The organism is Spongiactinospora sp. TRM90649 (genome assembly GCF_029382225.1).
GTDB lineage: Bacteria > Actinomycetota > Actinomycetes > Streptosporangiales > Streptosporangiaceae > Spongiactinospora.
The window spans coordinates 1-24,214 of record NZ_JARLTC010000003.1 but is presented as its reverse complement, the minus strand read 5'-3'; the positions used below and the strand labels follow the sequence as shown (position 1 = coordinate 24,214).

Here is a 24,214-nt window from a genome sequence, read left to right as displayed (position 1 = left end):
CTGCAGAGCCAAGCGGTCCCGCCCGGCTGAACATCTCCTCGTGATCGACCTGGCACTAAGAGTAGCTCCACTTGGGTGGCTGATGACTGTGAACGGCAGTCTTGGCTTGATCTGGAACGAAACCTGAGCGGGGTACGGATCGCCTGCGTCCTGTTGGGCGTGCCGGACGCCATGGCCCTCGTGGGACACGTGCCGTCCACGCTGGCGGGGGATCTGTGGCCCGCACTCAGCCCTTACGCCTCCTTAGTGGTACGGAGGAAGGCTGCCCATTCGGTGTGGGTGAAGTGGAGGGTGGGGCCGTTGGGATCTTTGCTGTCGCGTACGGCGACGATTCCAGGGAGGTTGGTGGCGACTTCGACGCATTGCTCGCCGTTGGCTCCGGAGGCTCGGGCTTTGCGCCATTGGGCGGGGTGAAGGTTTAGGTTTTCGTCCATCGGCGTACCGCATCCTCTACGAGATTCAACGACACACTTTGCGGCTGTGCATCCGCTTTGATGGCTTCATACCACATCTTCGCCTTTGCGACTATGTCGGCATCGGCTGACGGCTGTCCGGCGATGATCGAATCAACGGAAACGACCTCCATTCCGTTCGGGAGTCTGGCGATCTGGAACGCGCTCACGAGGCCGGCGGGATTTCCGGCCATGGACGGCACTATTTGGATGGTCACCCGTGGATCACGGGCGTCCTCCAGGAGATGGTGGAGTTGTTCGGCGAGCACCGGTGGTCCGCCGATCGGGCGATCGAGCACGTTCTCGTCGAGTAGCACCCATACTGTCGGCGGCCGCTCCTTGTTCAGGATCTCTCGCCGAGCGAGCCGCGTCTGCACACGGGCCTCCATCTCGGCGGTGCCGAGCGTCGGGTTGGAGCCGATGACCGCTCGTGCGTAGGCAGAGGTCTGTAGCAGGCCGGGTATGACCAGCGGATCCCAGGACTGCAGCATGATGGCCTGCTTTTCCGCCTCCAGCCACTTGATGAACCAGGCAGGCGAATTGCGGGCATATAGGATTCGTTTATATAGCCCGACGAAATGCTTGCGCTCGACCAGGCCGAAGACTCGGTCGAGCTTCTCGGCGATGGCTCTTGTCGGAATCTTCCGCTCGTGCTCGATATGCGAGATCAGTGACCGATGTACTTGCAAACGAGCGGCCAGTGAGGTCTGTGCAAGCCCCCTCTCCTCGCGGAGCCTTGCCAGTTCGGTGGCGAAAGCCCTGGTCGCGCGCTTAGCCGGTTCGTTGCCGAGATCCATCGTCGCCTCACTGGTGTGACCACATTCAGGTCGCGCTTCGTAGCGGAAGGTCGCGACCGGATTACCCGATGGCCACAGTATGCGGGGCACTCTTGGGTGAGGCGACCGCAATTTGAAATCAGCTGGTCGTCAAAAGGGATATCGACGACATATCAGTAGCTTGGAATTTTCGTGAAACCTGATTCGCTTATGCTCGTCGCGCTTCCAAGCGCGGTGTGGATCTCCCGTGCCTATGCGGCCGCCGTCCTTCGTGGCTGGGGATGCGATGACGACCGGCTGATCGACGACGCGCGGCTCGTCGTCTCCGAGCTCGTCACCAACGCCGTCCAGGCCCTCGGGTACGCGACCACCCGGCCCTCCGCCCCGGCGTTGCTCGCCAAGGAAGCGCTGATCCGGATAACCCTCACCCACCTGGACGGCGGTGGCCTTCGAATCGACGTATGGGATTCCAGCCCCGGCTTTCCCGTTCTCGAAGACGACGTACCCGACGACTCCGAGAACGGGCGCGGCCTCTTCATCGTCGCCGCGGTGGCCGCGAGTACCGGCTACCAATACTGCGAACGATCCCCCGGCAAGACCGTCTTCGCCGTGCTCACTCCTTGATTACGTCGTCCCGCGGCCCCCCGTAGACCGGGTTCTTGTCATAGCGCTGCTCGGTGACCAGCAGGCGGATCACGCCCTTGGTGTTCTCCTCCGCCTCCCAGACGGTCCAGTGGTCGCCGACCGGTGCCTTCTGGGTGCGCAGCTCGCCGTACCCGCCAGGGTTGCCGGGTGGGATGGCGATGATCAGGAACTCCACCTTCTTGTGCCGTTTGCGCAGCTCCGGCAGTACCTCGCCGACGGTCTTCTCGTCCACCCGGAAGCCCTCCAGCGACCTGCCCTTCGTGGTCGCCGTCCGGTACTCCGGCTCGCGGATCACCGGAGGCGGCGCGGGCACCGGCTCGCAGGGGGCGATCGGGCCCTCCATGAGGTACGTGCTGGTGCTGCTCCCGTCGCCCGACGCGTCAGAGGCGCTGATGGTCCAGACGAACGTCTGGCCCGGCTTGAAGAGCGTGGTGTCGATCCGCATCTGCCAGCCCTCGGTCTCGCCGGGGATGTTCTCCGGCACGCCGTACAGACCCGGCGGAATGTCCTTCACATGCTTGCCGCGCGGCTCGCGGCACATCTGCCCGCTCGGCAAGCCGTTCACGATGGCCGGCACCCGCAGCGCCTTCAGCCGCTGCTCCAGCCCCGCCGCGTCGCGGAAGTCGCGGACCTGGATGATCACCTTTCCGTCGTCGGTCCGGGTGACCGCGTAGGACTTAGGCAGCGCGGAGCCGTCCCCGAGGAAGGTGGGGACCACCACTGCCCCGGCGGCGAGGGCGACCGCCGCCGCGAGGCCGAAGACGGTCCGCTGGCCCCTGCGCGGACGGGGCGCCGTCGCCGCCCCCGGCTCCTCCGCCATGATCGAGGTCAGCAGGGCCCGGCCGCCCGCACCCGCCGGGTCGGCCCCCCGTTCGCCGGGCGCGACCCGCGCCAGCGGGCGCAGGCCGTCGATCTCGTCGGTGTTCTTCACCGGAAACCTCCGAGGAAACCCCCGCTTTCAGGCGGAGGAAGAATCGGACCCCTGCCGAGCAGGGCAGGGGCAGGCGATACGCCGTAAGGCGGATCGCCGTCTACCACAACAGACCAGCCTTTAACTGCGCTGCGCCACCTTCAGGCAGGGTTCGCGAACTTCTTCGCCAAGCGCGCCAAGTACCCCACCTTCAAGTCGCGCAAGAAGTCGCGGTTGTCGGCGGAGTACACCCGCTCGGCGTTCCGCTGGCGAGACGGCAAACTGACCCTGGCCAAGATGGACGCGCCGTTGGACATCGTGTGGTCGCGTCCACTGCCAGGAGGGTCGGAGCCGTCCACCGTGACCGTGTCGAAGGACGCGGCCGGACGCTGGTTCGTCTCCCTCCTGATCGAGGAGACGATCACATCGCTTGCCCCGGTCGAGCGAGCGGTCGGCGTGGACGCGGGCATTACCGCCCTGGCCACGCTGTCCACCGGGGAGAAGATCGTCAACCCGCGTCACGAGCGCCGTGACCGGCGACGCCTGGCCAAGGCCCAGCGGGCGCTGGCCCGTAAGGAGAAGGGCGGCGGCAACCGGGCCAAGGCCCGGCTGCGGGTGGCCCGGGTGTACGCCCGGATCGCCGATCGCAGAAGGGATCACCTGCACAAGGTCACCACACGGCTTGTTCGCGAGAACCAAGTGATCGCCGTGGAAGACCTGACCGTCCGCAACATGGTCAGCAACCGCTCGCCGGCCCGCGCCATCTCCGACGCCGCGTGGCGGGAATTGCGGTCCATGCTGGAGTACAAGGCGGCCTGGTATGGGCGGACTCTGGTGGTCGTGGACCGTTGGTTCCCGTCCTCCAAGCTGTGCTCGACGTGCGGGGCCTTGCGGGACAAGATGCCGCTGAACGTCCGGACGTGGGAGTGCCCCTGCGGCGCCGTCCATGATCGAGACGTGAACGCGGCCAGGAACGTGCTCGCCGCCGGGCTGGCGGAGAGCTGAAACGCCTGTGGAGCTGGTGTAAGACCTCAAGAGGAGACCTCCTCGGCGGGCGACCGGCAATGAAGCAGGAAGGCCGACTGGCGACGGTTGGAATCCCCCTTCTTCAGGAGGGGGAGGATGTCAAAGCGGCCTTTCCGCCGGACGCAGCCGGCTCTCCTGCGTGAAGTTGACGCCCGCGCGGGCCAGCGCGCGGGAGAAGCGCCTGCGGGCGCGGTGCAGCCGGATGCGTACGGCGTTGCGCGACACCCCCAGCGCCGTCGAGATCTCGTCGCGGCCCAGGCCCTCCCAGGCGATCAGCGCGAGCAGTTCGCGGTCGTCGTCGGGCAGCGACCGGAACGCCCGCCCGATGGCGTTCAGCTCCACGCCGCTCTCCGGGCCGGTCGCGTACAGGTCGGCCAGGTCGGTGTCGAGCGCCACGTTCCGCGCCCGGCGGCGCGCGTCGCCCCGGTGGTGGTTGGCCAGGACCTTGCGGGCCACGCCGTACAGCCACGGCACGGCCTCCTCCCCGTCCGGCACCTCCGCGAGGCGGCGCCACGCGACCGTGAAGGTCTCGGCCACGACGTCGGCGGCGTCCTGCGGCGAGTCGCAGCGGCGGGCCGCGTACGCCGTGATCCGGCCGTAGGCCAGGTGGTAGACGGCTTCGAATCGTGCCGACCGCTCGTTATCCACGGGCGGCTTCCATAGCAGGTCCCCTTAATCAACGCACTGACATGACACTTCTGCGTATGTGCGTCGTGAGCCCATCATTTCCAGCGAATCGCTCAGCCTTTGGTGGACCCCAGGGTGAGCCCGGCCACGAAGTGCTTGTGCAGGAGCTGGAAGACGACCAGTGTGGGCAGCGCGACCAGCAGCGAACCGGCGGCCAGCAGGTTGTAGTCGGTGAAGAACTGCCCGCGCAGGTTGTTCAGCGCGGAGGTGATCGGGAACTTGTCGCCGGATGACATCAGCACCAGCGCCCACAGGAAGTCGTTGTACATCCAGGTGAACTGCAGCGTGCCGAGGGCGGCCAGCACCGGACGGCACAGCGGCAGGGTGAGCTGCCAGTAGCGCCGCCACGCGCTCGCGCCGTCCACGAGAGCCGCCTCGCCGATCTCCTCCGGGATCGCCCTCATGAAGTTGGCCATCACGAACACGCAGAACCCGAACTGGAACGCCACATGGATCAGGATCAGCCCGAGGTAGGAGTCGTAGAGCGACATCGAGTCCGACGCCCACCACGGCAGCGGCACCGTGACGTACATGGTGTAGAGCGGGGTGAGCAGCACCTGCGGCGGGAGCAGGTTGCCCGCCGTGAACACCACCAGGAGGGTCCGGCGGCCCGGGATGCGCAGTCGCGCGATGGCGAAGGCGGTGAACGACGCGAGCGCCAGCGTGACGATCACGCCGGGGATCACCACGATCAGCGTGTTCAGGTAGTAGCGGGGCAGCCCGGCCTCGGTCCAGGCGCGCCCGTAGTAGTCGAGGGTGAGCGACTCGGGCAGGGAGAAGTAGCCGAGCCTGGCCGTCTCGTCGTACGGCCGCAGGGACGCGTAGAGCGCCAGCGCCAGGGGGAGCACCCAGCCGAGCGCGACCAGGGCCAGGAAGGCGTGCAGCAGGACGCGCGCCGGGCGGAACGCCCGGCGCGGCGCCGGAGGGGCCTGGGCCCGCGCCGGGCTGGTGGCGGCTCCGGTCAGCGTCATCGGTCCTCCCGGAAGAGCTGCGACAGGTAGATCACGATGAACCCGGTCGAGATGACCAGCAGGACGACCGCGATGGCCGAGCCGAAGCCGATCCGCCCCGCTTCGCCGACGATGTTCTCCGTCACCAGGACCGACAGCAGTTCCAGCCCGTTGCGTCCCTTGTTGATCGCGTAGACGATGTCGAACGCGCGCAGCGCCTCGATCACCGTGATCACCAGCACGATCACGTTGACCGGGCGCAGCGTCGGGAAGATCACCCGGAAGAACGCCTGCGCCTCGTTCGCGCCGTCGATCGCCGCGGCCTCCTTCAGCGCGGGATCGACGGCCTTGAGCCCCGCCAGGTAGATGATCATGACGTACCCGACGTGCCGCCAGCCCGCGGCGGCCAGGACGGCCCAGATGTTGATCGACGGATCGCCCAGCCAGTCGACGCCGAGCCCCGTCACCGCGTTGAGCACGCCGTAGTCGGAGGAGTAGATGAGCTGGGCGATGAACCCGACCACCGCGAGCGACAGCACCACCGGCAGGTAGAGCGCGCTCTGGTAGACGCGCGACAGGCGCATCCGCCGGTCCAGCAGCACCGCGCAGAAAAGCCCGAACGGCGTCGCGACCAGCCCGAGAAAGCCCAGCCAGAGCACGTTGTTGCGGACGGCCGTCCAGAACGGCGGGTACTCCGCGGCCACCTCGGCGAAGTTGCGCCCGCCGACCCAGCGCAGGTCGGAGACCCCGTTCCAGTCGGTGCCGGAAAGGCCCGCGGAGGCCAGGGTGGGCCCCCAGATCAGGGCCAGGTCGAGGGCGACGGCCAGCGCGACGCCCACGGTCACGACGATCACGTCACGGGTGGAGAGACGGCGGATCCGGGACGCGGCCCGGCTGGGTGTGGTCATCAGCGGAAGATGTTGACCTTCTGCGCCTCGATGTCGCGCAGCAGCGGATCGATCTCGGACGGCTTGCCGACGAACCGCTGGAATGCCGGGACGATCACCGTGGACGCGAAGTCGGGGCGGGTGTCGCGGTCGAGGAACTGGGCGATGTGGCTCGCCTTGGAGACCAGCTCGGCGGCGCGCCGCTGGAGCACGGTGTAGCCGCCGCCGCTCGCCCTGGAACTGGTCGCCAGCGTGCCGGGGTCGAGCCCGGTGACGATGTCCTGCGCCGGGGCGGCGGCGAAGTGGGTCAGCAGCGCCTTGGCCCCTTCGACGTTCCTGGCCTTGGCCGAGATCATGTAGCCGTCCACCGGGGCGTCGAGGGAGTCGGTGCCGAACCGGGGCTCGATCTGGGGAAAGGTGAACAGGTCGAGGTCGTCGTGGTCGGCCTCGGGGATCTGCTGGGCCACGAACATCCCCGACAGATACATCCCGGTCTTCTTCTGGGCGAGCGACTGCGCGGCCTCCTGCCAGGTACGGCCGAGCGCGGCGGGCTGGTGGTGTTCCAGCAGGCCGCGCCAGGTGTCGAAGACCTGCCTGACCTTCGGGTCGGTCCACGACTCGCGGCCCGCCATCAGCGCCATGTGGTGGTCGTAGCCGTTGATCCGCATGTCGAGGATGTCGAAGGTGCCCATGGCGGGCCAGCCGTCCTTGTCGGCGAAGGCGATCGGGATCAGCCCGTCGGCCTTCATTCGCCTGGCCAGCGCGGTCAGCTCGTCGAGGGTGGCGGGCGGCTGGTAGCCCTTCTCTCGCCACAGGCTCTTTCGGTAGAAGACGCCCCACGGGTAGTAGGTGAACGGCACGAAGTACTGCCTGCCGTCGGCGGCGGTGGAGGCGGCCTTGAGGGCCGGGGCGTAGTCGGCGGCGAAGCGCCCCCAGACGTCGGAGACGTCGACGGCCAGGCCCTGTTCGGCGAAGAACCGCATCCGGTATCCGGCGAACCAGGTGAAGACGTCTTCCGGACGCCCGCGCAGGTAGCGGCTGATGTTCTCCTGGAACGTGTTGTGGTCCACGGTGTTGATCCGCACCCGGCCGGGGGCGAAGCGCTCGACCACGGTCCGTAGCGCCTTCCTGGGGATCGCGTCGGAGGCGTTGGAACCGAGGGTGATCATGCCGTCCGGGCCCCGTGGAGGCCCGCCGCAACCGGTCAGGGCGGCGGGGACCCCGAAGGCGGCGGCGCCGAGCAGCACCCCTCGGCGACTGATCGCCGGTCGGGTCATGGCGGGTCCTCCCTTCCCGTGGTGCTGCACAGCGTTTCCCGAGAAAAGCAACAGATACCTTCAGGATCGCGCAAGAATCACCAATGGATTCGACGCGGCCGAGCTGCGCCGCGCGCCGGAGGTCGGGGCCGGCCCCACTGCCGCAGCGATCTGCCGGCCGTGACCGCCGTCGGAAGGCCACTGGTCAGTAAATGGGCTATTCATCGGTAGGTAGGTGAAGGGATTCTCCTCTCTTGGCGGTGGAGTGGTGTCAGCGCTCCATCTGCCGGCCGCCCGGGTCGCACTACCTGTGTGGCCGCACTTTTATCATCGGAGAGGAAATGAGCATGACCGTCCGGGAAACCGAAAATCGGCGTATTACGAAGGCCCTGTGGGTCGCACCGCTTCTCGCGGGCGCACTCCTGACTTCCGGTATGGCCAATGCCGCCCCCGCCAACGCCGCCACCGCCGGTAACGCGTCCGCAAGCGCTGCCGGGTACAACATGTGGCGCAACTGGGAAACAGGACTGTGCCTGGACAGCGACGGTGGCCACGGCGCGGGAAACGCCTACACCCTCATATGCAACGGAGGCTCATACCAGCGCTGGACCACACAGGGGGGCATGCAACCGGGCTGGCTTTTGCTCAAGAACGAGAAGACGGGGCTGTGCGTGGACAGCAACGGCAACGGGGACGTTTACATGCGGACCTGCCAGTCGGATAACGACCACCAGCTGTGGCGCGTATGGTTGCTCGATGGCGACCGGAAGATGAAGATGCAGAACAAGGCAAGCGGCCGCATGCTGGACAGCAACCGGGCAGGCAAGGTCTACACCCTTCGGGACAACGGTGGTGGCAACCAGCTGTGGAAGACCGGCTTCTAGCCCGCCGACCACGCATCTGGTAGTTTTCCAGCTTCACCCCAGCGCGCTCAACCGCGTCACATGCCGGTCAGGCCATGCGGTCGGGCGCGCTGATCACGAGTACCTCGCCGTTGCCGAGGTCGCTGGTCACCGTGTACCCGACCTTGGTGAGGATGGTGATCAGGGCCAGGTGCACCGCCGTGCGGATGCTGTCGTGCTGGGTGATGTCACGGTCGGCCATGCCGGGCCCGCCGTGCCATGAGACCACCACCCCGCGCCCGTGCACGTCGCTCACCTGCACCCCACCGTCCACGGCGAGCCGTGACGGATCCACCACGAAACCGGCCTTGCCGAGGTGGTCACGCACGCGCTCGACGAGGTCCTGGTCGGCGCAATCGTCCGTCTGTGTCAAAGCATCGCCGTTTCTTCGGGTGGTGGCGTCTGCCCTCACGATCGGTCCTCAAACCTGTCGGGAACGCATCGGCTCAGGTCAGCCGGCGTTCGGTGAGCGCGGCGAGGGCGGGGGGATCGCCCTGCGTGATGCGCGCCGTATGGTAGCGCAGCGTGACCTCGCGCCCGTTGGTGTCGAGCGTGGCGATGGCGTTCTGGAAGAACGGCCCGCCCTGGAGTTTCCAGGAGAACGCGGGCTTGCGCACGCCCGCCGAGCGGGCCAGTGCCCGGCCGACCACCCCGGCCACCGCGAAGGCGGCGATGCCGTTGGCCAGGCGGATGGTGCGGGCCAGCGGGTTCCTGATCGGCGAGCACACGATCTGGTAGACCTTGGCGCCGGTACGGCGCAGCCGCGCCTGCGCCAGGTAGGAGAAGTGCACGTCGCCGCCGAGGAACAGCACGCTCGCGGGCGCGGTTCCGTATTGTCCCCGGACGATGCCGGTGACCAGGCGCGACATCGCGTCGAACGAGGTGCGGAACGCCGCCCAGTGCTCAAGGTCGATCCGCTGCCTGATCCACTCGGCGGCCGAGGCCGCGCGCCTGCCCCAGGCGCCGTCGCAGACCGCCTCGTTCCAGCTCTCCACCTCGTGCAGCCCCCGGGGCAGCAGGACCGGCAGTGAACTGGCCACGATGAGGTGATCGACCGGCCCGGCGGTGGCCGCGCGCTCGAACCAGTCCCACTCGGCGGGGTCGATCATCGCGCGGCGGGCGGGGTCGAGCACGCGGGCGCAGCGGGTGTCGAGCATGATCACGCGGTTTTTGCCGTAGTCGCGCGTGTAGCTCCAGCGGTAGCTCTCCGGGTCGGCGTCGGACTGCCAGGCGAACTCGTCGAGCGGCTCGGACAGGTCGCTCTCGGCGGCGACCACCTTGCCCCACATCGGGTCGTCGGCCAGTTCCTCGGGAGACATGTTGCCGAGGTGCTGGTAGATCCAGTACGAGGCCAGCCCCGCGGTCACCCGCCGCCGCCACCAGGGCAGCGCCCGCATGGTGCGCTGCCAGGCGTCGGAGGTGTTCCAGTCGTCGCGCAGGTCGTGGTCGTCGAAGATCATCGAGGTGGGCACGGTGGACAGCAGCCAGCGCAGCGCGGGTTCGCTCCACGCCTGGCGATACAGCTCGGCGTACTCCGCGTAGTCTGCGATCTCCGTGCCGGGCGGTTCCGAGGTGTCGCGGCGCCCTTCGATGAACTCGCGCATCCGGGGCGGCGGCTTGTCGGCGTAGACCTGGTCGCCCAGCATGAGCAGCGCGGACGGCCAGTCGTGCTCGGGCAACTCCGCCATCCGGTGCGCGTAGGAACGCAGGATGTCGACACCGTGCGACATCATGTGCGTCACGTCGTGCGGGACGCTGGTGCGGCACGAGCCGAACAGCAGCCGCAGCCGTCGTTGCTCCGGGTCGATGGTGCGGATCCGGCTCGCGGGAAAGTCGGAGTCGGGCTCCGGCCAGGCCCGCTCGCCGTCCAGTTCGACCGTGTAATGGTAGGAGCCGCCGGGTTCGAGGCCGGTGACGACGGCCAGCGCGTAGTGGTGGCCGTGCACCGTGAACGTGTCCGCCGCGACGGTCTCGAAGCCGTCGCCGCTCACCCGCATCACGCAGGGGGCGTCGGTCTGCACCCAGATCGTCGCGCGGGTCTCGTCCACGTAGCGCAGCAGCGGCCCGAGCAGGAGTTTTGGCACTGAGATTCCTCCCCGAATCGCCGAGTTCGCCAAGGGCAACCGTCAGGCTACCCGCAAGTCAAAGCCTCTAGCGTCCCCCGTCAAGGATGCATCGCGGAACGGCAAAGCGGCCCTGCCCCGACGGCCTGATCTTCGGGTCAGGAGGCGATCGTGACCTCGACCCCGGCGCGGGTGCCCCAGCGGCCGACCCGGCGGCAGGTGAGCAGCGCGTAGAGGTGGAGCGGGCGCAGCACCGCCAGCCGCCACAGCGCGGCGGCCGGAGCGGCCAGGAAGAGCAGCAGGCGGCTCGCCGCCGGTTCGTCGCTGCGCCGTACGGTGAACAGCCGCAGCGCGGTCAGGTAGCTCATCGCCACGCCCACCCGCAGCGCCGTCAGGCCGATCTCGCCCAGGTGCGGACGCCAGGCCGGGTCGGCGGCCAGCGCCACCGGTACGGCCAGCGCCAGCGCCAGGTGCAGGTACTCGGCCACGGTCGCCCAGAAGACGAACCCGCGCACCGGCAGGTAACGCAGCCACCACAGGTGCCGGACGGTCGTCCCGCGCAGCCACCGGAGCTGCTGCGCCACATGGTGCCCCACCCGTTCCGGCACGAGCGTGAAGACCAGCGCGGACGGCTGCTGCACGGTGTCCCCGCCGAGCATGGCGTAGAAGGTGAGCATCGAGTCGTCGTTCATCTGCATCGGACGGCCGGCGAACCGCTCGTGCGCGTAGGCCCCGGCGCAGCGCCGGACCACGTCCGCGCGGTAGAAGGCGAGCGCGCCCGAGTTGGCCGTCACCCGGCGCAGCACGGACTGGGCGCTGCGCACGCCCCGGGTGAGCGGCAGGTAGAGCAGGCAGGTCAGCCGGGTGAGCGGGGTGGCCGCGCGGTTCAGTACGAGCACCTGCCCGGCCACCGACCGCACCCGCGGGTCGGCGAACGGCGCCAAGCCCTCGCGCACCGCGTGCCGGTCGAGCACCGAGTCGCTGTCCAGCGTGACGAAGACGTCGGCGTCGTCGCCGGACAGGGCGTGGAGTTGCGCGTGCCGTTTGCCACGGTTCGCGGTGCGGTCCCAGGTGGTCTCGACGCCGAGCGCGGCGGCGGCCTCTTCGAAGTCGCGGCGTACCCGGTCGTAGGCGGCCGGGTCGGCGGAGCCGTCGTCCACCACCCGGACCCGTTCCACCCGCCTGCTCTGCCGTAGTACCGAGCGCAGGCACTCCCGCAGCGTCGCCGGGTCCTCGTTGTAGACCGGGACCTGCACGGTGACGGCGAGCCCGGCCAGCCCGGCGCGCCGCTCAGGAGGGACACGTATCGGGCGTTCCAGCCAGGCCAGCGGCACCCACCAGAGCAGGACGAACGACGCGAGCCAGGCCACCGCCGGTACGTGCCCGCCGAGCTCGCCGGACAGCCCGCTCACCTGCGCCGTCCCCCACACCGCGAACGCGGCCAGCGGCGGCCCACCGAGCAGCGCGCGGGTCAGCGGCCCGGCGCACCGGGCGGAAAGCGGCGGCGGCGGTGGCGGCATCGGAAGTGGCGGCGGTGGGGGTGGCGGTGGCGGCATCGGAAGTGGCGGCGGTGGCGGCATCGGCGGCGGGCCCTTCACCGCCGTCAGTGGGAGTAGGGGCCGGCGCCGCGCCGGAACCGCGCCCGCACCGTCAGCGCGCCGCTGACCACGACGGCCCCGCACAGCGCGACCAGCCACAGGCTCCCGCTCGCCACCACGGCGGCGCCCACCGCGCCCGCGCCGAGATCGGTGATCGAACCGGGTGTCATGGCCGCTCCTTCGCGCGTCGCGTCGGTCCTGCCCCTCGCCGGAGCGGCGTCGCGGCAAACCCCGGGCCGGTTGAAGTCATGGGCATGAGCGGGGCATGCGGAAGGCTGGAAAAGCACCCTGAATAGGCATGAAAAAGGGCGGTACGGCCCGCCACGGTGAGCCGTACCGCCGTTCGCCCGGGGGCGAAGCCGGGCGAGGTGTTCCGTCGCTCCCGTGGGCCGGAACCCAGGACTGACCACGGGAGCGACGGAGTCAATCAGCGGCGCTGTGTGCTCTGCGCGCTCGGCGTCGCCGAACGCGGGTAGTCCTGCGCCAGTGCGTAACTCTTGCCGCCGAACGTGAGCACCCAGTTGGACGGGGTCGCGATCGGCAGACGGTAGTTGAGCTGGACTTCCGCGGTGGCGCCGTTGGCGATGCTGAGGTAGCTCGGGATCGTCATCGTCGCGCGGTGGAAGTCACCCTTCAGGCCGCCCACGTTGTTGCCGGTGTGTCCCGCCTGCACCGTCATGGTCCAGCCGGACTGCTGGCTCATGTTGGACGGCGCGCTCGTTCCGTAGTCGAACGCGAGGGTCGCCCCGCCGGGGATGGTCTGCCCGGAGTTGTTGGTGATCCGGAGCTTCGGCGAGATCGGGTAGTTGGAGTCGCCGACCGGGAAGCCGACCAGTTCGGCCTTCACGTTGGCCACCTCGGTCGGCATGGTCCGGCCGTCGGCCTTGAGGTTCTTGTACGGCGTGGCCGAACGGAACTTGTTGTAGAGGATCGAGGTCAGGGTGGTGCCCATGAACCACTCGCCCTGGCCGTTGTTCCGCGAGGCGTCCCAGGCGTAGTCACCGGCGAGTTCCCAGATCATCACGCCGCCGAGACCCTTGTTCACGACGTAGTCGGCCTTGGCCGTGATCGACTGGTCGTCCTCGGTGGAGATGAACACCTTCTTGCTGGCGTTCCACAGCCACGGCGCGACCAGGGTGCTGTCGTAGAACCGCTGGTAGGTGCCGCTCAGCCGGTCGGCCGGGTCGGTGTCGGGGTCGAGGCCGTAGTCGCGGATGTAGCTGCCCTGGATGCCCTGCTGGAGGTTCTTGGCGTGCCACATCGGGTTGCCGCCGCCGAGCACCTCCTTGCCGTCCTTGTCCAGGTCGTGCCAGACGTTGTCGATGCCGACCGCGCCATGGCCACACGGTGTCGTCGAGCCGACCGTTCCGCCGGTGCCCGGCGGGCACTTGGTCTGGTCCGGTAGTGCCGCCTTACCCCATAGGCCGTTGGTCCCGCCGGTCACACCTTGGAAGCCCCGTGTGTAGTACGGGACGCCGATGTTGATCCGGCCCGCAGGCACCGCGCCGCGGAAGTAGTGCGCGGCCCAGTCGGTGTTCAGGTAGCCCATGCCGTACGTGCTGTAGACGGCGCCGTCCACCTGCTCGACGTCCTTGTTGTCGTCGTAGAGCGCGGCGTTCGGACCGACGAAGTGGTTCCACGCTCCGTGCAGGTCGTAGCTCATGATGTTGATGTAGTCCAGGTACTGGGTGACCTGGTAGCTGTCCTGGCCGCGCAGCAGCCAGCCGGAGGCCGGGGCGGCGACGGTCAGCATGTAGTACTTGCCGTCGGCCGCGCTGGCCGCGTCGAGCTTCTCGCGCAGCGTCTTCATCAGCGAGACGTACTGCGCCATCAGGGTGGCCCTGCGCGGGTTGGAGAAGCTGAAGTCGTCCGGGTTGCCCGCGTAGTTCATCGACGTGGCGTACTCGTAGTCGATGTCCGCGCCGTTGAAGCCGTACTGCCGGACGAAGGCCACGACCGAGTCGGAGAAGGTGTTGATGCCCGCCTGGGTGCTGGCCATCGTGTAGAAGCCGCCGGAGGCGACCCGCTTGCCGTCGTCGCCGATGTAGCCGCCGGACTCAGCCCAGCCGCCGATCGAGACGAGGGTCTTCACGTTTGGGTTCTGCTTCTTGAACTTGTTGAGCAGGTTGAAGTGACCCTTGTACGGATACGCCGGGTCCATCTCCGCGCCCGCGACGCCCGGCCACTCACGGCCGATCGCCGGGTTGTTCGCGTTGTTGCCGCCGACCGACACCTTGTTCTGGGAGTCGATGTGCGCGAACGCGTAGTTGATGTGGGTGACCTTGTCCCACGGGATGTCGCTGGCCAGGTAACGCGGGGCGCCGTTGGCGCCGTCACGCCAGCTGGTGAAGTAGCCGATGATCCGGCGCTGGTGGTCCGAGCCCAGCTTCTCCCGGCCGTCGTTGTCGTAGGCCTGGCAGTACGGCGGGTTGGTGCCGGGCGTCTGGTACAGGCCGTCGGGACGGCAGTTGCCGCCGCTTCCGCCGATCGTGACGCTGATCTCGTTGCTCAGCGGCGAGAGCTGGCCTGCGGTGTCCTTGGCGCGCACCGTGAACTTGTAGGTGCCCGCGGTGAGACCGGTGACCGTGGCGCTCGTGCCGGTGACGGTCTGCGCGACGGCGCCGTCCTTCAGCACGTCGTACCCGGAGACGCCGTTGTCGTCGGTGGAGGCGTCCCAGGCCAGCGTGACCGAGTTGGTGGTCTGGCCGGTGCTGCGCAGGTTGCCGGGCTTGGTGGGCGGGTTGTCCTGCCCGGTGCCCGGGGTGGTCACCGACAGCGCCACGCTGATCGGCGAGAGCTGGTCGGCGGTGTCCCGCGCGCGGACGGTGAAGCTGTAGGTCCGCTCGGGGGTGAGACCGGTCACGTTGGCGGTGGTGCCGGTGACGGTCGCGACCACGGTGCCGTCACGCAGCACATCGTAGTTCTTCACGCCCTTGTCGTCCGTGGACGCGTCCCAGGCCAGAGCGGCGCTGGTGGACGTGATGTCGGTGCTGCGCAGGTTGGTGGGCCGGGACGGCGGGAGGTCCTCGCCGGTGCCCGGGGTGGTCACCGACAGGGCGGCACTGACCGGCGAGAGCTGGTCGGCGGTGTCACGGGCCCGGACGGTGAAGCTGTAGGTGGTGCCGGCCGTCAGGCCGGTGACCGTGGCGCTGGTGCCGGTGACGGTCGCGACGACCGAGCCGCCGCGCAGCACGTCGTAGTTCTTCACTCCGACGTCGTCGCTGGACGCCTCCCAGGCCAGCGCGACGCTGGTGGGCTGGACGTCGGTGGACCGCAGGTTGGTGGGCACGGTCGGCGGGTTGTCGGTGGGCGCGCCGTCACAGGGGTTGCCGTTGAGCTTGCAGTTCTGCGCCGTGCCGAGCGAACCGCTGTAGGTCACAAGGAAGCCGAACGAGGCGGAGGCGCCGGGGTTGATCGCGCCGTTCCACGAGCGGTTCGTGAACGTGTGGTGGTTGCTGGCACTGGTGAGCAAAGCGTCCCAGTACGAGCCCATCCGCACGTTGGAGCCGAGGTCGAACTCGACCTTCCAGCTCGACATCGCGCTGGTGCCACCATTGGTGATCGTGCAACCGAACTGGGCGCCACTGCCCCAGTCCTGGGTGGGCTTGCAGACGGCCGTGGGGCCCGCGGCCGACGCGTTCGCCGCCGCGGTCGGGGCCGTGGCGGCCACTCCCATGCCAAGGAACAGGGCCAGGGCGGCGAATAGCGCCGACCCCCTGGACCCGGGTTTTCCTCTCGTTCTCGTTCGTGCCGTACGGATAGCCATCGTCGCTCCACGTAGCCGGGGGGTGTGGGCCGTTCGCAAGCGAAAAGCCCAGGACAGGGGAGACCACAGTTAGGAAAGTTTCCTAATTGTTAGTGGAAAGGTAGCTCCCCTCGCTGTGCCCGGCAAGACCCCAGCCGCCCCCAGAGGTACGTTTGCCCAATGGACCCGGTCCAAGCGCTGCGCGACATCGCCTTTCTGCTGGAGCGGGCGGGCGAGCCGACCTACCGTGTTCGCGCCTTCCGGCGGGCCGCCGCCGTCGTGGCCGATCTGCCCCGCGACGAGCTGGAACGCCTTGCGGGCCGGGGCGCCCTGGCGACCCTACCCGGCATCGGCAAGGTCACTGCGCTGGCCGTCGCCGAGGCCCTCGCCGGAGACGTCCCGACCTATCTGCGCCGTCTTCAGGCCACCGAGGGCGACGACCTCGAAGCCGAGGCCGCCGCGCTGCGCGCGGCCCTGCGCGGCGACCTGCACAGCCACTCCGACTGGTCGGACGGCGGCTCCCCGATCGAGGAGATGGCCGAGGCGGCGATCTCGCTCGGCCACGAATACCTGGCCCTGACCGACCACTCGCCCCGGCTGACGGTCGCCAACGGCCTGACCGCCGGACGGCTGCGCGACCAGCTCGACGTCGTGGCCGAGCTGAACGCCCGCCTCGCGCCGTTCCGGATCCTCACCGGCATCGAGGTGGACATCAACCCCGACGGCACCCTCGACCAGGACCCCGAGCTGCTGGCCCGCCTCGACGTCGTGGTCGCGAGCGTCCACTCCCGGCTCCGGATGGACCGTGCCGAGATGACCAGGCGCATGGTCACCGCCGTCGCCGACCCCAACGTGGACGTGCTCGGCCACTGCACCGGCCGCATCGTCCGCGCCGGGGGCCGCAGGGGCGGGCTGCGGCCGGAATCGGACTTCGACGCCGAGCTGGTCTTCGAGGCGTGCCGCAGGTTCGATGTGGCCGTCGAGATCAACTCCCGCCCCGACCGGCAGGACCCGCCCAAGCGCCTGATGCGCCTGGCCTGGGAGATGGACTGCCTGTTCGCCGTCGACTCCGACGCCCACGCCCCCGGCCAGCTCGACTGGCAGCGGTTCGGCTGCGAACGCGCGGCCCTGTGCGGCGTGCGCCCCGAACGGGTGATCAACACCTGGCCCCTGGCCGACCTGCTCGCGTGGGCCTGAGCCTCTGTTCGCGGCGCGATCGGGCGACTACTCTTGGTAATCTAGGAGTGAGGTGGACGGCGCTGCGTTGGAGGCGGTGTTGGAGGCGGTGGTGGCCAGGATCCAGCGGATGGCCGACGAGCACTGGCGGGCCCTCGACGAATCCTGCCGCCTGCTCGACGCGCACGCCTGGCTCGGCCCCGCCGGCGACCGTCTCGTCGCCGACGTCCACGGCCTGCGCCACGACCTCCACGCACTCCTGAGCCGCGCCCTCGCCGACGCCCGTCGCGCGGCGGTGCGGGCATGAGCCTCGGCAAGGGGTTCACCGGGGTCAGGCAGCCGGAGTTCGACCTCCTGGTGGCCTGCCACTGCCAGGCCGGGCCACGGCTCGAACGGCTCGCCGAACTGCTCCACGCCGAACTCCGCACGGCCGGTCTCGACCCCACCCCCGCGCTGCGCGTCGGCGACATCGCCCGCCGCGTGCTGCGCCAGGGCGACGACCTCCGCCGCCGCCAGCGGCTCATCCGCGAGCTGGAGCGCGCACAGGCCGCCCACCCCACCTGCACGGCCGACGGCACCTTCCTCGGCGTCCCCGACGGCGAGCCCGCCGCCGAGGGGCTGCTCGCCGCCCGCACCGCCCGCCTCGTCACGGACGGCGACGCCGGGGCCCTCGCCCGGCTGCTGTCCCACGCCGCCAGGGGCGGCGATCCCGGGTTCGTCCGGGCCTTCCTCGGCGCGATAGGGGCCGAAGGCGTCACCGTCCTGCCCGCCGCGCTGGTGCGGTCGGTCGCTCGCGCGGGCGATCCGGTGTCGGCCGGGCGGCACGCCGAGCAGGCCCGGCAGGCCACCGCGCTGCTCTCGCGGGCCCTCGCGGCGGGCACCGACCCGGCGAGCGCCGCCTTCGCGGGCGACGACTTCCTCGCCGAGCTCGTCCGGCAGGGCCGGGCCAGGCACACCCACGGTGACCTCACCTACTTCGGCTACCAGGCGCAGGCCCTGGTCTGGCGGGCGGCCGACCCCGGCGTGCCGTACTCCGCGCGCTTCGCGCAGGTCGTCGGCCGCGACGCCGTCGCCTTCGAGCACGAGCGGTACGCCTCCCGCTGGCGGGCCCGCCTCGACCCACTGGGCGCGCTGACCGACACCGGCCAGGTCGCCCTGCTCGACCTCGCCACCGTCCTCGGTCTCGGCCCCGGCTTCGCGGACGGTCCACCGTCCGCCGGCCCGCCGGGCACCACCGGCACCGGCCGCGCCGTCGTGGACGACCTCCTCCACGCCACCGCCATGACCCGCGACGCCTCCCAGACGCTGCTCGGCGGTGCCACGCTCACCCACCTGCTCACCACCCGCCTCGACGCCTTCGCCACCACGGGCGGCCATCCCGCCCTCGCCCGCCTGCTGCGCTCCGCCCTCACCGGCCAGGACCCCACCTCCCGCACTCTGTCGGCGGAAGCCGCCGAGGTCGTATCCGCGCATCTGTCCGGCGTCTTCACCGTCGGCGACGACGGCGACCTCGCCATCGCCGACCGCGCCCGCCTCGACCGCCTGGCCCCCCTGCGTCAGCCCCTCGCCGCCGCCCTCGCGGCCCGCGTCGCCGATCTCACCGACGCCATCCTCGACCACGGCCGCCTGGGCCGGTTGGGCGTGGAGGAACTCGACCGCCTGCTGGCGTTCGTCAACTCCGACGACACCTGCTTCGAGCTGCTGATCCGCGCCCACACCGAACACATGCGCGCCGCGCTGAACGACGTCCCCTCCTTCACGGGAGCCGACGGCCTGGCCCGCTTCGACTTCGACGAGAACGGCGAGATCGGCGGAACCGAGCGCCTCTTCGCGCTCAACCGCCACCTGACCAACCGCGTCGTCGAGGAATCCCGCCTCTTCGGCCACCTCCTGGAAACCCGGGCCCAGGCACTGGTGGCATCCGGCCTCGACGCCAAGAAGACCGACGAGTCCCTGCGCACCATGGTCCGCGACTCCCTCGGCCTGCTCCCCCTTCCCGGCGCCACCCACCTCGGCACCTTGGCCAAGAGCGCCTTCGGCGACCTCCTGACGGCGGGCTACACAAAACTCACCGAAACCGGCTACGACCAGATCGCCCGCCACTTCGCGTCGGACCCAAGGCTTCCGCTGGACGAGGCGTACAAGGACATCGCAGACAACGATGGCGCGATCGAACGACTGACCGAACAGATGATCATCGCGACGGCACTCAGTCATGGAGCGTTCGATGACATTCCCCTGGAGCACCGGACGTTCGCCGAAGGACACCCGGCCGCGATCAAGGCGCTCCAGACCATGACACAGGACGAGTATCGAGATTTCCTGAAATGGGCTCGTCAGAACAGCGAGACGAGCGACCTCCTCGAACGGGCCCGCGACACCACGGCTAATACGGGTGACGTGCGGCGTAACCTCGGGCTGGCAGAGGCCGAGAGGCCGAGGGGAGACCGGTGACGCCGGCGCGCCTGCTCGCCGCACTGGTTCTGGCGGCGGGCTTTTCCACGGCCTGCACCCAGCACGGCGGGAGCGAGCCGGCGTTGGTAAGGGACGTGCGGCCGCTGGTGGACGCGGCGCCATATGTGTGCGGGTTCCTGCCTGAAAGTGCCGTGCGGACGGTCAGTGGATACGCCGGTCATCTGACGGATCGCTGGGACGGGGCGTGGAGACGCTCCGGCAACTGCCGGACTCCTGATGTGTATCCCAATCCCGTGTCTCTCGGATGGGCGCAGGAGGACGGGGAGAAGGTGCTGGAGCGGTTGCATGGGGGGGAGTTCGCGAAGTATCGGCCTACGCCGTTGCCTGTGGAGTTGGGGAAGGGGTCGGTGCTGGTGTTGGCCGATCCTCCGGGGTCGCTCGATCCGTATGACGTTGTGGCGATGTTTCGATGTGGTGACGTCCGGCCCTGGATCGACATCTCGTTGGCGCGGGTGGCGGCTGGGCGGGATGCGGTGCGGGATTTGACGGAGTTGATGAGGATCGCGCAGCGGCGGTATGGGGTGATGCATGGGTGTGTGCCGCGACCGGGGTGAGGTCAGTCGAGGGTGATCTCGGCGGGGGTGACGCGGGCGATGCCGTCGCTGCTGGTGGCCGGCCACAGGCCGTCCGGGCTGTACGCCAGGGAGCCCACGTACCTCGGTACCGGGTTGTCGTGGACGAGCCGTAACTCCTCCGTGCCGGTCGCCGTGTCGAGCAGGCGGACCTCGTTGTCGTTGCCGGTGACAGGCGAGCCGCAGGCCGTCCGGGCTGAGCGCGCACCTGGCCGCCGACGGGCTCAGCCGGTAGACCTCCGCGCCCGTCTCGGCGTCGAGGACCTTCGGCGCGAAGCCGCCCAGTCCGACCATGTGGCGGCCGTCCGGGGTGAAGAGCACGGCGCCGCAGGCGTCGCGGGACCGCAAGCGGAGCCTGCCGTCCGACGTGCCGAACAGCAGGGTGAAGGCGCCGAACGGAACGGCGCGTCCGGGTCGGTGGCGAGCGCGTTGCCGGCCGCCCAGCGGCCGTCGGGGCTGAACCCGAACCTCGCCTGCGGCCAGTACCTGTCCGGGCCGCCGTCCGGCATGCGGGAGCGCTCGGCGCCGGAGCGCGCGTCGAGGACCCGCACCCGGACCTTGGTGCCTTCGTTCCGCAGTTCGGTCACGAGGAGGGATTCGCCGTCCGGGCTGAGCACGGCGTCCAGGACGCGCCATTCGTCGGTCACGCGCCACAGCACGGAGGAGGTCTCGATGCCGAAGGCGGCCAGGTCGCCGGAGTCGCTGCTGCTGGCGGTCCCCCCCGGCGATCACCCAACGGTTGTCGGGGGTCACCTGGACTGTCCTGACGAACTGGCTGAAGTCCAGAAAGCTCATTGGGCGTCCGGGAGTGCTCATCGCCGTCCCCCATCGTCGCAGCGCGATCAAGTATCGGCGGGTCGGAGAGGGGGCACATGCGTACGCCCCTACTCAGAGTGCGCGGCCGGGATTCTGGCCAGATCCAAATGTGGCCACAACCGGCCGTGTCCTCGTGCGCACGGTCCGTCCTTCTGGTTCGCGAATGCCGCGCTAGTGTCACGTTCCACGCGAATCACCCTGGTTACCATGCGGCAGTCATTCGTTACAGACACCCTGAATGCTGACACCCTGTCAGGACGTGTTGATCCGTTTGTCCGCAGCGACGGATACTCCCGGAGACACTGCCGCCAGCGAAGGGAAACCGATCGGTCATGGCGACTTACAAGACGCAGATTCAGTGGGGTGGCCCGTCCGCCGACTGGCACAACGACAGTGATCTGACGATTGTCATCAGAAACCGGGACGGTGTGGTCCCGAGCGACGGTCTGCCCACGACGGGCACGCAGGTGAGCTGGTCCAGCTCGCAGGGCAACGGTCAGGTCACGTTCTTCGACGACGGCACCAGGTTCGCCGGTTCCGCCCAGTTCAAGGGTGAGGGGCCGGTCGGGTACCGAGGCGAGGTCAAGCGATGACCGTGCGCTGATCGCGCGTGCTGTACCCGGGGGCCGGGGCTCACCGGCCGGCCCCCGGGGTCCCGATGGTGATGGGGGATCTACCGAGTCGGTAATGCGTGTTGACGGGCGGCGGGAGTGCGCGATCGTGGGCCGGGTAGCCGAAACGCATGGGGAAGCGAGATTTCGACGTCGGTGACCACGTCACCTGGCGTAGCCACGGATCGAAGGCGACCGGGACGGTGGAGAAGGTCGTGACGGGGAAGACCCGGATGTCCGGCCGTACGGTCACTGCGACGCGGGACGACCCGCGCTACATGGTTCGAAGCGACGCGAGCGGGAGGTCTGCCCTCCACAAGGCGTCGGCTCTGAGCAGCGCACCCAACGGAACGGGAGTCCGTGCCACCAAGTCCGGTGGAGCAAACTCCAGCGCGATGAAGACCGGCGGTGCGAAGGCCACGACCGCCAAGGCGACCATGGGGAAGGCCACCACGGGGAAGGCGACCGCGAAGGCGGGAACGACCGGGAAGGTCTCGGCCGCCAGCACGAGCGGGACTTCGGCCCGCACGACGTCCACCGGGCGCACCACCACGAAGGCGTCCGCCGCCAAGACGTCCACCACCAAGACGTCCGCGAGCAGGCCGTCCGGCAAGGCCGCGACGACCGCTCGTAAGACGACGACCGCCAAGAAGGCGGCCATGGACAAGAGGCAGGAGACGGCGGCCGCGTTCCGCGATGTCGTCAACATGGGGCCGAAGACCCTGGAGCGGTGGCTCGCGACCGACGAGTCCAAGAACGCGGGGGACAAGCGGCCCGGCCAGGAATCGCCGGGGCATCGGGCGGGCAGGCGGATCGTCAAGATCCTCCAGACCCGCAAGGCCGATCTCGGCGAAGGGGACTACGAGCACATGGGCAAGGTCGTCGGGTACGTGCGCAGGAGCATGTCCCGGCGTCCCAAGGGGAACGTCCGCGACTCGCGGTGGCGGCATTCCCTGATGAACTGGGGACACGACCCGATCAAGGAGTGAACCCGGGCGGCCGGCAAGGCGACGCGTGACGAGAGTCGTGGGTGGGGCGTCGCCTCGCCGGGCCCGCCCGCCCGGCGTCGCAAGGCGGGCTGCCTGCCGTTCCCTTGCGGGCGCGGTGCACGCCGGGCGGTACACCACAGATGATTCCCGGGGCCGCGGACAATCCCTGGACATACCCCGGACACGAGAGCCCCGCCGCGCGGTCACCCGCCCGCGTCGCGGCGGGCACGGGCCCTTCGTTTGCCTTCGTGCATGGCCTGCACCCGGGCGACCGGGATGGTGTCCCCCTCCTCGATCAGATCGGACGGCAGCCGCTGCGGAGCAGGCATGGACGCGGCCCACGGATCGGCTCCCGCCAGGATCTCCACCGCCGTGTGGATGGTGAAGTCACCGGGTGAGACGCCGCCGAGGTCGTCCCAGGCGACCGGGAAGGAGACCGGCGCGCCCGGCCGTACCCTCGGGCTGTAGGCGGCCACGACGGTCGCCCCGCCCGCCCTCGTGGAGTCTAGGAAGACCTTGCCGCCCCGGTCCTCCCTGATGAAGGCCGTGGTGGCGAGCGCCGGGTCGAGGCGTTCGGCCCGGGCGGCGACCGCCCGGGTGGCCGCCGCGAGGTCCTCCATCGGGATCCCCGCCACGACCGGCACGAACACGTGCACGCCCTTGGCCCCGCTGGTCTTCACCGCCCCCGCGAGGCCGTCGTCGGCCAGCGCCTGCCTGACCAGCAGGGCCGCCGCCACGGCGCGGGGGAAGGAGTCCTCCTCTGGAGGGTCGAGGTCGAGGACCAGGTGGGTGGCGCTCTCGCCGACGATGAGCCCCGGGTGGTATTCCACGGCCCGCTGGTTGGCGAACCAGAGCAGCGTGCGGCGGTCGTCGCACAGGGCGTAGGAGACCTGGCGGTTCGAGGCCGCCGCCCAGAGGGTGACCGTCCGGATCCAGGAGGGGGCGTACTTGGGCACGTTCTTCTGCATGAACGGCTCCTGGCCCGGACGTACCCGCAGCACCGACAGGGGCCGGTCGCGCAGGGCCGGGATGATCCGGTCGGCGACGGCGTCCAGGTAGTCCACCAGGTCTCGCTTGGTGGCGTCGGCGCCGTCGAACAGCGGCTGGCCGAGGTTCGTCAGCGGCACCCCGTCGCGCGTCTCATCGCTGGTCATCCGCCCCACGATGCCCACCGGACGCCCCCGTGGTCAACCATCGCACGGAGGCCGGTAGTCGGAGCCCTGCAGATAGCGTGCCCATTCCGCCCGGGTGACCGCCGGATGGGCGAGGGTACAGACCCGCGCCGCGACCCGGGCGACGTCGGTGTCCCACAGACGGACGGTGGAGTCCGCGCCGCCGGTGGCCAGGACGCCGCCCCGGGGGTCGAAGGCCACGGACAGCACGCGGGCGGTGTGCCCGGCGAGCACCGTGGGCGGCCCCGGCCTGGCCGGGTCGGTCACGTCCCACAGGCGGGCGGTGCCGTCGAAGCTGGCGGTGGCGAGGGTGTGGCCGCGTGGGTCGAAGGCGACGTCGGAGACCGCGTTCGTGTGGCCGGTGAGGGTGGCCAGGAGGCGAGGTCGGCGGGGGTCGGTGATGTCCCACAGGCGGGCGGTGCCGTCGGCGCTGGCGGTGGCGAGGGTGTGGCCGCGTGGGTCGAAGGCGACGTCGGAGACCGCGTTCGTGTGGCCGGTGAGGGTGG

Annotated in this window: 21 protein-coding genes and 3 pseudogenes; 9 read left to right on the top strand and 15 right to left on the bottom strand. The window is 69.6% G+C overall.

Annotated features, from left to right (window positions below; all coding sequences use genetic code 11):
- Nucleotides 1–233 precede the first annotated feature (233 nt).
- Nucleotides 234–434, bottom strand: a complete 201-nt coding sequence (locus P3X83_RS04310; RefSeq protein ID WP_277303532.1) for a DUF397 domain-containing protein — start codon at nt 432–434, stop codon at nt 234–236.
- Nucleotides 419–1,249, bottom strand: a complete 831-nt coding sequence (locus P3X83_RS04305) for a helix-turn-helix transcriptional regulator (RefSeq protein ID WP_277303531.1) — start codon at nt 1,247–1,249, stop codon at nt 419–421. The genes P3X83_RS04310 and P3X83_RS04305 overlap by 16 nt, the downstream gene beginning before the upstream one ends.
- 189 nt (nt 1,250–1,438) lie before the next feature.
- On the opposite strand from P3X83_RS04305, the gene P3X83_RS04300 reads away from it, so the two are divergent.
- The gene (locus P3X83_RS04300; protein WP_277303530.1) at nt 1,439–1,852 is read left to right on the top strand and encodes an ATP-binding protein; all 414 of its coding nucleotides are present in this window, start codon (nt 1,439–1,441) and stop codon (nt 1,850–1,852) included.
- Here the strand turns inward: P3X83_RS04300 and P3X83_RS04295 are convergent.
- Nucleotides 1,842–2,804 carry a hypothetical protein gene (locus tag P3X83_RS04295; RefSeq protein ID WP_277303529.1) on the bottom strand — a complete coding sequence of 321 codons (963 nt, stop codon included), beginning with the start codon at nt 2,802–2,804 and terminating at the stop codon, nt 1,842–1,844. The two genes, P3X83_RS04300 and P3X83_RS04295, sit on opposite strands and share 11 nt — an antisense overlap.
- Nucleotides 2,805–2,930: 126 nt before the next feature.
- Between P3X83_RS04295 and P3X83_RS04290 the strand changes: the two are divergent.
- Nucleotides 2,931–3,952: pseudogene (locus P3X83_RS04290) on the top strand (RNA-guided endonuclease TnpB family protein); the annotation flags it as partial.
- Here the strand turns inward: P3X83_RS04290 and P3X83_RS04285 are convergent.
- From P3X83_RS04285 to P3X83_RS04270, 4 genes are all read right to left on the bottom strand, one after another.
- A complete protein-coding gene (locus P3X83_RS04285) occupies nt 3,909–4,457 on the bottom strand; it encodes an RNA polymerase sigma factor (RefSeq protein WP_277303528.1) in 549 nt (182 codons plus the stop codon). The pseudogene P3X83_RS04290 and the gene P3X83_RS04285 overlap by 44 nt on opposite strands.
- 92 nt (nt 4,458–4,549) lie before the next feature.
- Nucleotides 4,550–5,467 carry a carbohydrate ABC transporter permease gene (locus P3X83_RS04280; RefSeq protein ID WP_277303527.1) on the bottom strand — a complete coding sequence of 306 codons (918 nt, stop codon included), beginning with the start codon at nt 5,465–5,467 and terminating at the stop codon, nt 4,550–4,552.
- Complete coding sequence (locus P3X83_RS04275) at nt 5,464–6,354, bottom strand: sugar ABC transporter permease (RefSeq protein ID WP_277303526.1); 891 nt, start codon at nt 6,352–6,354, stop codon at nt 5,464–5,466. Before P3X83_RS04275 ends, P3X83_RS04280 begins: the two co-directional genes overlap by 4 nt.
- Nucleotides 6,354–7,610, bottom strand: coding sequence for an ABC transporter substrate-binding protein (locus tag P3X83_RS04270; protein ID WP_277303525.1), 1,257 nt, complete (start codon nt 7,608–7,610; stop codon nt 6,354–6,356). Before P3X83_RS04270 ends, P3X83_RS04275 begins: the two co-directional genes overlap by 1 nt.
- A 320-nt stretch (nt 7,611–7,930) precedes the next feature.
- On the opposite strand from P3X83_RS04270, the gene P3X83_RS04265 reads away from it, so the two are divergent.
- On the top strand, nt 7,931–8,473 hold the full coding sequence (locus tag P3X83_RS04265) for a ricin-type beta-trefoil lectin domain protein (protein WP_277303524.1): 543 nt from the start codon (nt 7,931–7,933) through the stop codon (nt 8,471–8,473).
- Between the two features lie 67 nt (nt 8,474–8,540).
- On the opposite strand, the gene P3X83_RS04260 is transcribed toward P3X83_RS04265, so the two are convergent.
- From P3X83_RS04260 to P3X83_RS04240, 5 genes are all read right to left on the bottom strand, one after another.
- On the bottom strand, nt 8,541–8,864 hold the full coding sequence (locus P3X83_RS04260) for a hypothetical protein (protein WP_277303523.1): 324 nt from the start codon (nt 8,862–8,864) through the stop codon (nt 8,541–8,543).
- A gap of 73 nt (nt 8,865–8,937) precedes the next feature.
- Complete coding sequence (locus P3X83_RS04255; RefSeq protein ID WP_277303522.1) at nt 8,938–10,575, bottom strand: alkaline phosphatase D family protein; 1,638 nt, start codon at nt 10,573–10,575, stop codon at nt 8,938–8,940.
- Nucleotides 10,576–10,712: 137 nt separating this feature from the next.
- Nucleotides 10,713–12,074, bottom strand: coding sequence for a glycosyltransferase family 2 protein (locus P3X83_RS04250; RefSeq protein WP_277303521.1), 1,362 nt, complete (start codon nt 12,072–12,074; stop codon nt 10,713–10,715).
- 83 nt (nt 12,075–12,157) lie between these two features.
- Nucleotides 12,158–12,322, bottom strand: coding sequence for a hypothetical protein (locus tag P3X83_RS04245; protein WP_277303520.1), 165 nt, complete (start codon nt 12,320–12,322; stop codon nt 12,158–12,160).
- 257 nt (nt 12,323–12,579) lie between these two features.
- Nucleotides 12,580–15,828, bottom strand: coding sequence for a glycosyl hydrolase family 18 protein (locus tag P3X83_RS04240; protein WP_277303519.1), 3,249 nt, complete (start codon nt 15,826–15,828; stop codon nt 12,580–12,582).
- Between the two features lie 249 nt (nt 15,829–16,077).
- On the opposite strand from P3X83_RS04240, the gene P3X83_RS04235 reads away from it, so the two are divergent.
- The 5 genes and pseudogenes from P3X83_RS04235 to P3X83_RS04215 all read left to right on the top strand — a co-directional run.
- Nucleotides 16,078–17,094 (top strand): PHP domain-containing protein, encoded by a 1,017-nt coding sequence (locus P3X83_RS04235; protein WP_277303518.1) that lies wholly within the window; start codon nt 16,078–16,080, stop codon nt 17,092–17,094.
- A gap of 52 nt (nt 17,095–17,146) precedes the next feature.
- Complete coding sequence (locus P3X83_RS04230; RefSeq protein ID WP_277303517.1) at nt 17,147–17,380, top strand: hypothetical protein; 234 nt, start codon at nt 17,147–17,149, stop codon at nt 17,378–17,380.
- Nucleotides 17,377–19,527, top strand: coding sequence for a hypothetical protein (locus P3X83_RS04225; RefSeq protein ID WP_277303516.1), 2,151 nt, complete (start codon nt 17,377–17,379; stop codon nt 19,525–19,527). The genes P3X83_RS04230 and P3X83_RS04225 overlap by 4 nt, the downstream gene beginning before the upstream one ends.
- 1,741 nt (nt 19,528–21,268) lie before the next feature.
- Nucleotides 21,269–21,529 (top strand): hypothetical protein, encoded by a 261-nt coding sequence (locus P3X83_RS04220; protein ID WP_277303515.1) that lies wholly within the window; start codon nt 21,269–21,271, stop codon nt 21,527–21,529.
- Between the two features lie 149 nt (nt 21,530–21,678).
- Nucleotides 21,679–21,819 (top strand): annotated as a pseudogene (locus P3X83_RS04215) (DUF2945 domain-containing protein); the annotation flags it as partial.
- 2 nt (nt 21,820–21,821) lie between these two features.
- On the opposite strand, the gene P3X83_RS04210 reads toward P3X83_RS04215, so the two are convergent.
- Nucleotides 21,822–22,208: a hypothetical protein gene (locus P3X83_RS04210; protein ID WP_277303658.1), complete on the bottom strand. Its 387-nt coding sequence runs from the start codon at nt 22,206–22,208 to the stop codon at nt 21,822–21,824.
- Here P3X83_RS04210 and P3X83_RS04205 point away from each other — a divergent pair.
- Nucleotides 22,207–22,536 (top strand): DUF3140 domain-containing protein, encoded by a 330-nt coding sequence (locus tag P3X83_RS04205; RefSeq protein ID WP_277303652.1) that lies wholly within the window; start codon nt 22,207–22,209, stop codon nt 22,534–22,536. The genes P3X83_RS04210 and P3X83_RS04205 overlap by 2 nt on opposite strands.
- A gap of 203 nt (nt 22,537–22,739) precedes the next feature.
- On the opposite strand, the gene P3X83_RS04200 is transcribed toward P3X83_RS04205, so the two are convergent.
- Both P3X83_RS04200 and P3X83_RS04195 read right to left on the bottom strand, forming a co-directional pair.
- Entirely contained in the window at nt 22,740–23,690 is a 951-nt protein-coding gene (locus tag P3X83_RS04200; protein ID WP_277303514.1) for an ATP-dependent DNA ligase, read from the bottom strand.
- 33 nt (nt 23,691–23,723) lie between these two features.
- Nucleotides 23,724–24,214, bottom strand: a pseudogene (locus P3X83_RS04195) (hypothetical protein); the annotation flags it as partial.